This is a genomic window from Adhaeribacter aquaticus DSM 16391 (genome assembly GCF_000473365.1).
Taxonomy (GTDB): domain Bacteria; phylum Bacteroidota; class Bacteroidia; order Cytophagales; family Hymenobacteraceae; genus Adhaeribacter; species Adhaeribacter aquaticus.
Genome location: NZ_KI421517.1, coordinates 3,626,852 through 3,639,903, shown reverse-complemented (window position 1 = coordinate 3,639,903; position 13,052 = coordinate 3,626,852). Strand labels below are relative to the sequence as shown.

The 13,052-nt window shown below is 39.9% G+C and carries 10 protein-coding genes; 2 read left to right on the top strand and 8 right to left on the bottom strand.

From position 1 onward, the window contains the following. Positions 1 to 179: 179 nt before the first annotated feature. Both ADHAQ_RS0118325 and ADHAQ_RS0118320 read right to left on the bottom strand, forming a co-directional pair. Positions 180 to 2,474, bottom strand: coding sequence for a TonB-dependent receptor (locus ADHAQ_RS0118325; RefSeq protein ID WP_051360017.1), 2,295 nt, complete (start codon positions 2,472 to 2,474; stop codon positions 180 to 182). 148 nt (positions 2,475 to 2,622) lie between these two features. Then, positions 2,623 to 3,135 (bottom strand): hypothetical protein, encoded by a 513-nt coding sequence (locus ADHAQ_RS0118320; protein ID WP_026464185.1) that lies wholly within the window; start codon positions 3,133 to 3,135, stop codon positions 2,623 to 2,625. 154 nt (positions 3,136 to 3,289) lie between these two features. On the opposite strand from ADHAQ_RS0118320, the gene ispG reads away from it, so the two are divergent. Beyond that, positions 3,290 to 5,266, top strand: a complete 1,977-nt coding sequence (ispG, locus tag ADHAQ_RS0118315) for a (E)-4-hydroxy-3-methylbut-2-enyl-diphosphate synthase (RefSeq protein WP_026464184.1) — start codon at positions 3,290 to 3,292, stop codon at positions 5,264 to 5,266. Between the two features lie 55 nt (positions 5,267 to 5,321). Here the strand turns inward: ispG and ADHAQ_RS0118310 are convergent, their stop codons facing one another. The 4 genes from ADHAQ_RS0118310 to ADHAQ_RS0118295 form a co-directional block, all read right to left on the bottom strand. Continuing rightward, a complete protein-coding gene (locus tag ADHAQ_RS0118310; RefSeq protein ID WP_026464183.1) occupies positions 5,322 to 5,912 on the bottom strand; it encodes a hypothetical protein in 591 nt (196 codons plus the stop codon). Positions 5,913 to 6,049: 137 nt separating this feature from the next. After that, complete coding sequence (locus tag ADHAQ_RS26210; RefSeq protein ID WP_084523897.1) at positions 6,050 to 7,039, bottom strand: SPFH domain-containing protein; 990 nt, start codon at positions 7,037 to 7,039, stop codon at positions 6,050 to 6,052. Positions 7,040 to 7,044: 5 nt separating this feature from the next. Continuing rightward, entirely contained in the window at positions 7,045 to 7,497 is a 453-nt protein-coding gene (locus tag ADHAQ_RS26205) for an NfeD family protein (RefSeq protein ID WP_051360016.1), read from the bottom strand. A gap of 187 nt (positions 7,498 to 7,684) precedes the next feature. After that, positions 7,685 to 8,923, bottom strand: coding sequence for an ABC transporter permease (locus ADHAQ_RS0118295; RefSeq protein ID WP_026464182.1), 1,239 nt, complete (start codon positions 8,921 to 8,923; stop codon positions 7,685 to 7,687). 217 nt (positions 8,924 to 9,140) lie between these two features. On the opposite strand from ADHAQ_RS0118295, the gene ADHAQ_RS0118290 reads away from it, so the two are divergent. Continuing rightward, complete coding sequence (locus ADHAQ_RS0118290) at positions 9,141 to 10,349, top strand: asparagine synthetase B (protein WP_245590636.1); 1,209 nt, start codon at positions 9,141 to 9,143, stop codon at positions 10,347 to 10,349. An 89-nt stretch (positions 10,350 to 10,438) separates the two neighbouring features. Here ADHAQ_RS0118290 and ADHAQ_RS0118285 read toward each other — a convergent pair whose 3' ends face one another. Together ADHAQ_RS0118285 and ADHAQ_RS0118280 are read right to left on the bottom strand one after the other, a co-directional pair. Beyond that, the gene (locus ADHAQ_RS0118285) at positions 10,439 to 11,047 is read right to left on the bottom strand and encodes a MiaE family protein (protein ID WP_245590635.1); all 609 of its coding nucleotides are present in this window, start codon (positions 11,045 to 11,047) and stop codon (positions 10,439 to 10,441) included. Positions 11,048 to 11,179: 132 nt separating this feature from the next. Next, positions 11,180 to 13,045 (bottom strand): putative porin, encoded by a 1,866-nt coding sequence (locus ADHAQ_RS0118280; protein WP_026464179.1) that lies wholly within the window; start codon positions 13,043 to 13,045, stop codon positions 11,180 to 11,182. Positions 13,046 to 13,052 lie beyond the last annotated feature (7 nt).

Here is a 13,052-nt window from a genome sequence, read left to right as displayed (position 1 = left end):
AAGGTGACTCAGTGGTTATAGATTTAACCTATGCGTAATTATTCTACAACAAGAAAAGGGTTTATAAAGGATTTATTTTAGGTTGTTATACCTAAAATAAATCCTTTATAAACCCTTTTACAACCCAATCAAAAATATTTTCTTATAAACTCACTTACAAACTTGTAAGGTGCAGTAAGCTATTTTGCCTTGATTAAATACTTAAGTTGTAGGCCAAAAAACAAGTTGCGACCTGGAGCAGCTTGGAAAAACCGGTTACCAAAAGCATTTAAATCATTTCCTAAGCTGTATCTTTTATCAAAGGCATTATCAATACCAGCATATAGATCTGTCTGCCATTGTTGCCATAATTGTTTCCGGATTCCGCCCCGGGCACCTATTATAAAGAATGGATCAGCATAAAAAGTATTGGCATCATTTAGCGGAACCTCCGAAGTATAATTGCTGGTTACGTTTAAATAAAGGCCATGTCTGCTTTCAGCATCTAAACCTGCCGTTAAAACATGATTTGGCGTACCAGTTAACCGATTACCTGAAAAATCCTGATCGTTTTGCTTATAGTTTAGGAACCGGAAATGGCTATAGGTATAAGCACTCCACAGTTTCAATAGACTCACGGTTTGTAATGGAGCTTGAATAAATGCATACGAAAGAGCAGTTTCAATACCTTTCTGACTGGTATTACCGGCATTATTGAAAACGGTTGTGGTACCACCAGCATTACCAAACGGAATGGTACGACTAACGATGGTTTCTTTTAGGTTAAACTGAAAGGCCACTAAGTCATAAACCAGCTTTTGAGAAAACAAATTACCCCGTACGCCGGTTTCATAATTTATACCATTCTCTGGTTTCAAACCTGCATTAAACCCTGCATTAGAAGGCCTAACTTCTGCATCTGTGGGAGCAGAATAACCGGTGCTAATACTGGCATGGGCCGATACTTGCGGAGAAAACACTTTAACCAAACCTACTCTTGGCGAAATTTGCGGATCCAGGTTGTAATTTCTAATGGCAATATTAGAAGTAACGGCATCTGTTAAGCGATTTAGTTCATAGCGCAAACTATTAACACTAGCTCCTAAAGTAGCAATAAAATTACCGGGTAAATCTGCTTCTGCCTGTGCAAAAATAAAACCTTGTTGTCTTACAATTTCATCGTCCAGATTTAACCTGCCTGGTAAGCCTTGGTTATTCTGGTACCGTCTTGAGTTCGTAAAGCTTCTACTCAATTCTGCTCCTAAGGTAAACCGGGAAGCTATATTACCAAGATTAGTAGTGTAAGTTGTTTTGGTTCTGCCGCCATAGGCCTGATTGGTGTTACGCTCATAATCAGCCGTAAATGGATTATTAAAGAAACTAAATACTCCAAAAATAGAAGTGGTATTACTCCAATTTTCGTTAAATTGGTATTGGTGTCCAATTCCAATATTAATGGCATCTAATTTTATATGGGAATTATTAGTTACGTTCAAATCACGGGCCTGACGCGGGTTAGCTTCATACTGTGCCCGGGTAAGTCCGCCTGGTAACTCATAAAACAAATTAGAATAATACGTGTGGAAAGATAACACCTGCTTATTAGATGGGAATAGTTGCCCCGACAACAATAGTACATCCCGGTCCATAGCGCTCTGAGCCCTATACCCTTCCAGCTTTTGCTTTTCGTAACGTACCAAAATCCCAGACTTTTCAGTAGCAGAACTAACGGCTGCCGAGTAACGGCGTAAGCCAAAAGACCCGGTTAAGGAGCCGACATCTACGCTGGTTTCACCTGCCTTAGGTCGTGCGGTTTCTAAAAGGATTGTCCCACCGGTTCCTGCCCCATAAACACTCCCAGCCGGTCCTTTTATCACTTCTATCCGACCAATGGTGGACGCATCTAATAAATTAACCGGAATGGTGCTATTAGCTTCTATAAGCGGTACTTCATTTAAATACATTTTAACGTTTCGGACGCCAAAAGGAGCACGCAAACTACTTCCCCTAATAGAAATCCGGTAGCTACCGGTGGCCCGTTCTTCCATCCGAACGCCTGGCAAAGTATTTAAAGCCGGTACCAACGTAGCTGGACTAAAGCGATTAATATCCCGGGCATTTAAAAGACCAATAGCTCCGGCGGTTTCGGCTAAAGGTCGATTGGTTTCGTAACCAGTTACCACCACTTCCCGCAAGGCCTGATTCTCCGTTGCTAAGGCAATAGTAAGGTCTCTTGATTTTTTGGGTAATGCCAGCCGGCTAAATTTGTAGCCTACCATAGAAACGTAGATACTATCAGAGCCCGTAGGCACTTCTAGCGAAAACCGGCCACTTTCATCTGTAACAGTACCGAGCTGGGTAGCCGAAACGGTTATGGAAGCACCCACTAATGGTTTACCAGAATTCTTATCCTGCACCTTACCTGAAATGCTTTGCTGGGCTGTAGCTGAATAAAAAATAAAACTAAATAAAATGTAAAATAGATATTGTTTCATGAGTGTTAAATTACTAATCCTTCACTACCAAAATATTACACATATAACAAAAGGATCAGGATTATTTTATGGCAAAATTAGCCACCTATTATTAAGCATCAAACAAAAAAGGCTCCTATTGGAGCCTTTCTTTTAATTTTATAAGCTATTAGGCAGCCGCCTTTTTATCAAAAGTAAATTTATCTTTCAATTGCAATTTTAAGATATTCATTTTTTCTACTTTATCTGTTACACCAATAGCATTAAGAAAATCCTGTACGCGGCCACTGCTTAAAGCTTTTTTACTTACTCTTTTTAAAATAAAAGGTACAAGCAAAACAGCCAGGTTTAATGCCACCGTATTAGGTAATCCAAAACGGATTATGAACCGGGCAACTACCCGTTGGATAATTTTATCCAGGACCAGGTCTTTTCCAACCTTAAAAGCAGAGCTTTTAAGGAAATCAACCACCTGATCATAATTACCATTCTTCAATTCGGCCTGTAATACTTCCTTTACAGTATTTTTAGCTACCGTAATCACGTCAATGGCCTGATGGCTTTTTAAACCTATCCTTTTAGCCTGTATCTGTAATCTGTCCCGGACATCACTGTTAAAAAATTTATTTATCATTTTATTTACTTCCCACTTCATAACATTAACAATTAATGCTAAAATCATACCGAAACAGTATGTCGTTAATAATATAGCATTGTTCTAGTATTTTAACAAAGGTAAGGAAGCAGAAATTCAACAAAATGGTCGTAATTTTACCCCGTCAACATTGAACAATCCGGACTTGCTGGTAGTTTAATATAGTAAGCCTCTAATAGCTATGAATAAAAATTATTGCCCTAGCTTAACCCAATATATTCGCAGGACAACCCGGGAAGTTAAGATTGGTGAAATACCAGTAGGCGGGAATAACCCCATTCGGGTGCAATCCATGACCACGGTAGATACCATGGACACCCTGGGCTCGGTGGAACAGACAATCCGGATGGTGGAAGCTGGCTGCGAATACGTGCGAATTACAGCTCCCAGTGTAAAAGAAGCAGAAAACCTGCGTAATATTAAAGCTGAATTGCGTAAGCGCGGCTACAACGTACCTTTAATTGCCGATATTCATTTTACCCCCAATGCAGCCGAATTAGCAGCCCGTATTATAGAAAAGGTACGCATTAATCCGGGCAATTATGCTGATAAAAAGAAATTTGAATTAATAGAATATACCGACGAAACCTATCAGGCTGAACTGGATCGGATTCGGGAACGCTTTGTGCCGCTAGTTAAAATCTGTAAAGAACATGGCACAGCCATGCGGATAGGTACCAACCACGGATCTTTATCTGACCGGATATTGAGTAGGTATGGCGACACGCCACTGGGAATGGTTGAAAGTGCCCTGGAGTTTTTACGGATTTGTGAAGACCTGAACTATTATGATATTGTGCTTTCCATGAAAGCCAGTAATACCCAGGTAATGGTACAGGCTTATAGGCTATTAGCCCAGAAACTCGAAGAAGAAGGCTTGCAGCCATACCCTTTCCATTTAGGTGTAACAGAAGCCGGCGAAGGTGAAGACGGCAGGATTAAATCAGCAGTTGGAATTGGAACTTTACTGGAAGATGGATTAGGTGATACTGTTCGGGTTTCTTTAACCGAGGCACCGGAATTAGAAGCCCCTGTCGCCAGGATGCTGATTGATCGGTATTCCGATCGGGCCGACCACTCCCCAATTAAACCAGTTTGTAATGTACCTATTGATCCGTTCCAATACCACCGGCGCGAGACTAAAGAGATCAATAATATTGGCGGCCAGAATGTGCCCCGCGTAATGGCAGACCTTAGCCAGTTAACGGATGTGCAATATGCCGATTTAAAATGTGTAGGTCATTTGTACTCCATGCTGCTGGATAAATTTAACATGAATGATTTAGGGGCGGACTTTATTTACACCGGAGACCAACCCATTTCTTTTATGTTACCTAACGGCCTGAAGGAAGTAGTAGATTATAAGGCGTGGGTAAAAGCCGGTAGCCAGGAAGAACACTACCCGCTCTTAACACACGAAGAATACGCAGCTACTACTGTACTTCACCCGGAGGTAAACTTTGTTTCCTTTAGCATCGATAATTTAACAGATAAGGCATTGGCCCAATTAAAGGCTAACCCTACCACTGTAATTTTATTATATACTGAAAATAAACATGCCATGGCAGAGCTTAGGAAAGGATTCTTCCGGTTGATGAACAATGGCATAACTAACCCGGTAATTATTAAACGGCAATACACAGATATGCATGCCGAGCAAACCCAATTATATGCATCTACCGATGTAGGTGGCTTATTATTAGATGGCTTTGGCGATGGTATAATTTTAAGTACAGCGTTATTAAGCTCCAGAACAAAAGAAGCCTGGCTTTCCGAAATTGATGGACTAAATAAACTGAGCTTTGGCATTTTACAGGCGGCCCGTACCCGCATGAGCAAAACCGAGTATATTTCCTGCCCAAGCTGTGGCCGTACGTTGTTCGATTTGCAGGAAACTACCGCTATGATTCGGAAGCGAACCGATCACCTGAAAGGCGTTAAGATTGGGATTATGGGTTGTATTGTGAATGGCCCTGGCGAAATGGCAGATGCCGATTATGGGTATGTTGGGGTAGGAAAAGGTAAAATAGCTCTCTACCGCGGCCAGAATGTTATTAAAAAATCAGTACCAGAAGTTGCCGCTGTAGACGAATTGATAGAACTTATTAGGGAAGATGGCAAATGGGTAGAACCGGCTGAAGTTGCCTTTGCAGAATAAATTAAACTCTATTATTTATAAAAAAGCCATTACTAAAAGAAATGGCTTTTTTATTTTAACTTTTATTTCTAGGCTCTTTGTTCAACCAATACCTAATGCCAAACGACAAACTCATTAAACTGGGATAGCCCGGAATAAATGTTGTTGAAAAATCGTATTTATCTGTAAGTCTATAGTTGTATTCAAACTCCCCGGCATAGCCAATAAACTTATGTTGCCATTTATCTGTTGGGGCTCCGTTGAAAAATCCGGAATCCTGGTATCCTTCTAAACTACTCCAGTTCCGGCGGTAAACAAAGGTAGGACCAAAACCACCGTTAAGAGAATGCCTGTTTTTATTAAAAATTACCCAACGCACACCTAAATGGGTGAAACCGCCTAATTGAGCGGCACAATCAGAATATAATGCTTGAATAAATTTAACTGAAAATTTATCTGGTTTAATAAAATGCTCATAACTCACCGTGCCGCCTAAGTTAAAAACCAAATAACCTTTTTTGTCTGGATTTAAAGGCATCAGTGGGGCATTCACATCGCCTTTAGGGTGCAAACTCAAGCCAAAAAATTTAACATTAATATTATTTTGAGCACGGCTGGTGAAAGAAAGTAGAACCAGTAAAAAGAATAGAATCTGAATAAAGCGCATTCATTAAAACTACAGGAAACCAACATTATCTTCTAACCCATAAATTTTGAAAAAGTTATGGCAGAAAGGATGTTTATTGGCCCTGCATAAGGGTAGTACTTAACAGAATTCTTTTCTAATTGTACTCTAGATTACTATTACGATTCTATCAGGCCTGAATTTCCACGATTTCCTTTATCCAATCCTTTTCGTTCTGGTTTAAAAGCTGGTTCTTCCTTCATCCGTTCCATCACCGATGTTATACTACCCACTACTCCGGAAATATCGGCTAAGTCTGTTGGAATGATCATGCTGTTATTTACTTTGGCTAATTTGCCGAACTCGGTTAAATACTGTTCTGCCACCCGTAGGTTTACAGCCTTCATTCCACCTTCTTCGTTTATGGCCATGGCTATTTCCCTGATTCCCTGAGCTGTGGCAGACGCTATCCGTTCAATTTCAGCGCCCCGACCTTCGGCTTCGTTTATGCGCCGTTGTTTCTCCCCCTCAGATACAGAAATCATTTGGGCCCGTTCGCCTTCTGCCCGATTTATTTTTGCCTGCTTCTCCCCTTCCGATTCAGCAATTGTGGCCCGTTTTTCCCGCTCGGCCCGCATTTGTTTTTCCATGGCATCCCGAATGGTAGCCGGCGGAACAATATTTTTTATTTCGTAACGGGTAACTTTAACTCCCCAGGGATCACTAGCTACATCCACGGCATTTACAATAGAGGCATTTATGGTTTCCCGTTCTTCAAATGTACGATCCAGTTCCAGCTTTCCTACTACACTCCGCATAGTGGTTTGGGCAATCTGAATAGCCGCAAATCGGTAATTATCAATACCATAAGAAGCTTTTGGCGGATCTATTACCTGCAAATAAAGAATGCCATCTACCTCTACCAAAATATTATCCCTGGTTATACACGTCTGGGAAGCTACATCAATGGCTTGTTCTTTAAGGGTATGCTTGTAAGTAATTTTATCAATAAAAGGAATAATAATATGAAAGCCTGCTTCCAGGCTACCATTGTATTTCCCTAACCGCTCTACAATAAATACCGTCCGCTGTGGTACTACTTTTATAGTAGATAAAAAAATGATAATTATAAAAATGGCGAGGCCAACTAAAATAATGGTGCTGTTCATGATTATCAGGCGCTAATAGGTTCAACAAATAAAACAATACTTTCTTTGGAGACAATTCTAACTGTAATGCCGCTCCCTATGGCCTCGTTGGCCTGGGCATTCCAGGTGGTACCCCTGAAACTAACCTTTCCGCCAAACGGACCAGGCAATATATCTTGCACTACCAGGCAGGAGTGGCCAATAAACTCATCTACTAGTTCTTTCCCCGCCTGCGGCTGATTCCGCTTCTTATTAAGGATAAATCTTCTCAGAAAAAATAAACTGATAATAGAGGCTACTATAAATACTACTAATTGTACATTGAAAGATAAGCCAAATACAACAGTTACCAGTGCCGTTATCCAGGCACCTACCCCAAAGAAGATTATAATCAGGCCCGGAAGGGCCAGTTCTGCCAGAAGAAAAATCAACCCTACCGTAAACCAAACCACACCAGGATTTTCAAATAATTCTAACATATTTTCATTTAATAGTTAATTAGTAGCTAATACATAGAACAGGCCTATTTTGCCTGTACTCCTGAGGCAAGGTATGTATTTGGTTTTATATATAATATTATTAATTAATATACTTTTTTTAATAATAGGTATAAGGTTAACTGGTATTACAAAACTTTACCAGTCCATGCTAAAGTGAAGCTAATGTTTATTCGTAACGCAACGACTCGATAGGGTCTAATTTTGAGGCTTTGTAAGCCGGGTAAAATCCGGAAATAAGGCCTACGGCAATGCATACTACTAACCCTATAAAAATCCAGAACCAGGGAATAAAAAAGGCTCCCTGACCTATTAGTCTAGCAATTCCATTACCCATTATTACTCCTAATACCACACCTACCACCCCACCAAGGATACAAACCACAATAGCTTCAATAATAAATTGTTGCCTAATTTGTTTTTTGGTTGCTCCCAGAGCCTTTCTTACTCCTATTTCCCGGGTCCGCTCCGTAACCGATACCATCATAATATTCATTAAGCCAATAGAAGCACCCAATAAAGTAATAAACCCAACTAAAGTTCCGCCTATTTTTAAGTAACCGGAAATATCATTTAAAGACTTTAGCATGGAATCGCTGCGTTTAATCTCAAAGGACTCCGGCTTCCCAAGTTTATCTTGCCGAACTTTTCGCATAGTGCCGGTAGCTTCTGCCATGGCGTAATTTATATTGTTATTATTCAGAATGGTCGTTTTTATGTCATAAGTCAAAGCTTCGTATCGGGGCAACTGGTTACCGGTTTCCAACGGAATGAGTACCATTCGGTCGGCCCCTCCCCCCCGCATATTGCTACCGCTTTTTTCTAACTTACCTACCACTTTATACCGCTTTCCTAAAAAATATATATTTTTGTATATAGGGTTTAGATTAGCGAACAATTTTTCTGCTACTTCATGTCCCAAAATTGCCACACTTGCTCCTGTTTTATGTTCTAAAGCAGAAAAAGGTCGGCCCACCACCACATTGTAATTAGCGTTAATCAGATAATTTTCATCTCCGGCAGTAATATTAATATTGGGGTTAGTTTTAACATTAGCATATTTAATAACCGCGGCACCGCCAATATTCGCACTTACACTTACCCGCATATGCTCACCTGTCAGGTCTTTATACTTTCTTGCCTGGAGGTACGTAATGGGTGGGTGAATTTTTTCTGCTCTTCCGCCACGGCGGTACCGGTTTCCGTGGCCCTTGGCTGCTATATCAAAAGAATTAGCGCCAAAACTGGAAAAAGTTTGGTTTATAGAATATTTTATACTTTCGACGGCTGTTAGAATACCTACCAGCGACATAATGCCAATGGAAACAATCAAAGCAGTAAGAATTGTCCTGAGTAAATTACTTTGAATCGACCGCAGACCTTCTTTTATATTTTCAACTAAAATCATAAATTAAAGCAAATTATATACTTATCTAAAACAAGTTATATACCTAACGCAAAAGTATCCGTTATAAGAACCCAAGGTTCAGCTGGTTAAAGGTAGAATCTTATTTTGTAATTCTGAATCATTTTAAAAGTTTGTTTAATTAGCCTCCCAGCTTGATAGTATGCATATCCGAACTTTACTTACCCTGATCATATTTTCTCTGTTGTCAGTAAAATTAATGGCATCAGAAATAATTATACCCATGGATGAGTCCCAGAAAGACCATTTAAAAGCTTATGGAGTGGCCTATCTGGCCATAAAAAACCAGGTTGAGGTAGACTGGCTTCTGAATTACAGAGGAGGAACCTTTGCTTTTCAGCATAACGCCAAACTTGAGAATGAAATGGTGGTTCGAGGTATAAGTTATAGTGTCATTTCAGATGCGCAATATTCAGGTATCCTTTCCCAGATTAGTAATCCGGATGCCAATATGGATATAATGAAGCTGGAGAAATTACCGAAAATAGCTGTATACTCCCCAAAAGCCAAACAACCCTGGGACGATGCCGTAACGCTGGTGCTCACTTATGCCGAAATACCCTATGACGTAATTTTTGATGAAGAAGTAATGAATGGTGATTTGCCTAAATATGACTGGCTCCATTTGCATCATGAGGATTTTACCGGCCAATATGGCAAGTTTTACATACATTACCGAAACGCGCCCTGGTACATAGCTCAGGTAAAAGAAGCGGAAGCTGTGGCTAAAAAATTTGGCTTTACCAAGGTTACCCAACTAAAAGCTACTGTGGTACAAAAAATGAAGGAGTTTTGTGCCGGAGGTGGATTTATGTTTGCCATGTGCAATGCTACCGACACCTTTGATATAGCTTTGGCAGCACAGGGAGTAGATATTGTAGATGCCATTTTTGATGGAGATGGCATGGACCCTCAGGCGCAGCAAAAACTGGATTACAGCAAAACCTTAGCCTTTAAAGATTTTAAACTAAGTCGCAACCCCTACGAAATTGAATTTTCCAGTATCGATAACCAAACCTTTGAACGTAACATAACGCCGGAAAATGACTTTTTTCAGCTTTTTACATTTTCAGCTAAATGGGATCCTATTCCCACTATGTTAACCCAAAACCACAATAAAACGGTTAAAGGATTTATGGGCCAAACCACAGCCTTTAAAAAACCACTAATAAAATCGGATGTTATTGTGATGGGCGAAACAAAAGCGGCCAACGAAGTAAGGTATATGCACGGCACCTTAGGTAAAGGCACCTGGACCTTTTACGGAGGCCATGATCCCGAAGATTATCAACACATGGTAGATGAAGAGCCAACTGATTTGGCTTTACACCCTAATTCACCGGGCTACCGATTAATTCTGAATAATATATTGTTCCCGGCAGCCAAGAAAAAGAAACAAAAGACCTAATAACTAGCAGCTTTTATTTAAGTGCAAAAAAGGAAGGATTTACTATTAAGTAAATCCTTCCTTTTTTGTTAAAACTTATTAACTTAAAGTTAGTGCATCCTATCCGGACGGTGTTCTAAGTTAGCTATAATATCGGCTTCTATCTTCAACAGTTCCTGTAAACGAGCATCTACCACTTCGACAGGCATATATTCTTTGGCTAACTTCACGAAACTCACAAAATGACCTGCTTCCGACACCATCAGCTCATAGTAAAACTTTTGCAACCCTTCGTCCTGAATATTTTTCCAAAGTAATTTAAAACGCTCGCAACTACGTGCTTCAATTAACGCATTTATCAATAAATGGTCCATTAACTGACGTTCCCGCTTATCGCCCTTCCTAATATGTTTGGATAGTTGCACCACGTACTCATCAGGCCGGTTTCGCCCCAAACTAAACCCCCGCTTTTTTAATTCTTCCAATACCCGCTCAAAGTGCCCCCACTCTTCTGCCACCAAAGCCGTCATTTCCTCAACTAACTTCTCTTTGTCCGGATATTTTACAATTAACGAAATACCAGAGGTCGCTGCTTTCTGCTCACAATAAGCATGATCAACCAAGATATCTTCAATATTTTTTTCAGCAATATTTACCCAGCGCGGATCGGTTGGTAGCTTTAATTTAAGGATGGTCTTATTTAAATTCTGTTCTGACACGGTTCAGTAGAAAATTGAATTTTACAAGTTGACTTGGTCTGGATGATTGGGCACTTTTAACATAAAAACTAATTATTAATACACCTGTATTCTCTATTTGTTCTTATAAAAATTTAAATTACGAGTTAGTATCTAATCGAAAAACATCCATTTTAATCCAAATACGAAACTTCTGGGTAAAGCAGTATAATAAGGGGTAGTAAAATAGCCTTCTGCCGGATAACCCTGATTTACATTGGCCATTTTTAAAAAGATATTAAATGATTTAATATCGGCCGTAACAAATAAATCTATTACCGGATAAGTTTTTACCAGGAAGTTATTTTGTAGAAAAAATGTTTGAGTAACCGGGTTAAAAGCATCGGCCCGATAACTATCAGCCGCATAGCCTTCTACTCCAACCTGACCGAATAAAGCTTTTTTAAATAAGAACCCCTGATAATATATCTTAGAATTAGCAACCCAGGTCGGAATACGAATATAAGCGGCATCTGTACGTTTATTATAACTTACAATATTATCCCAATGAAAATTCTTAATGTTGAGGTGATGATGCATCAGAGCCGTATAAAACGATTGCTGTTCGCCTAATTGCTGGGGCACCTTTGATTCATTAAAAATCACATAGTTTTGTAAATTTATTCTGGCGACCTCTCCTCTAAGGGTATTATGAAAAAACTTTACGTTAATGGCTGCAGCTGTTCTGTCCGCAATAATATTCTCAAAATTGCTATCCCATTTATAATGATTAGATCGGTAAAACTGCTGAATAAGTGTTGGCGAATAAGAGCTGCGGCTCTGTGAAACAGTAAGAAACTTAACCCTTACCGATACATTTGCGAGATAATCCTTAAATAATTGGTATTCTGCAGTTGCCGTTACATTAAATATATCTTTTAATTTAAACTGAGTTTCGCCGCCAATAAAGCTCTGTCCAAATTTCCGGTAAAGGCTTTCGCGCTCAATGTGGGCAGAATCAACCTGAAACCGGATGTTGGCATCCCGCCGTTTGGCGTAAAATTTATAAAAAAATAAGGGATGGTTTCCGGTTATGCCCACCGTATGCTCCCACTCCTTATACATGGTTTTATCATTGGTAGCAGTAGGATCTACGCGGGCCAAGGAAGGGTATATAAAACCTATAGCGTTACTGTTACTTAAATTAGTATCATAATATTTATTCCATTGCCGCCTGTAGTCAGAAGTATGGTAAACTTTTAAAAATTCTTTAGCTACATTAAAAAACTGGGTCAGGTGAAAGCTACTGCGTTTTTCGTGGTTAGCGGCAGTAGTTAGGCGGGCTGCCGGATTATCAATTGATAAAACACTATCGGCTGGCGTTCGGATGTCGGGAACCAGAATTCCTCCGGTTTCTGCTTCTTTGTGGTTAAAATTAGCAATGTTGGAGAACAAGTGATACCGGTTATTTGCACTTTGGATATGGGTAAAAAAAGAAACATTTTGGCTAACAATTAAGCGGTCGCGCCGGCCTATTGATCCGATATTTTTATTGGCCCCAATGCGGCTATACGTAAAACCAAAGGTGGCCAGGTTTTTATAACTCCGGGCGTGTTTCGCTTCAAAAATTGTTTCGCCAACAGCACCCTGCACATAAAATAAATGAGAATAAGGCGATTTGGTATCAAAATAATCTATCCGCGATGGGTCCGGAACATACCGATCAAAAATATTTTTTCCCAGCCGGACTCCTATTCGTTGAGGATAACGGTATAAAATAGGTTGGGAAGCCGTACCTATATTTCCTAAATCCTGATGAAAGGTAGTATCTGCGTACCAGTTCCGGGTCCGGTTCATGTTATTTAAAGCCGTATCGATGGGGCTGGTAGTATAATTGCCTCTTAGATAATCTCCTTCATGAAAAATCCGGGTAGTTTTGGTACCATAGATGCTTTGGGTAGAATCATTTAAAATTTGGGCCCAGGAAGCCTGGGCAAAAAGAAAAGCAAAAGATAAAAGTAGTAAACGGAAGTACTTCACGCGTTTG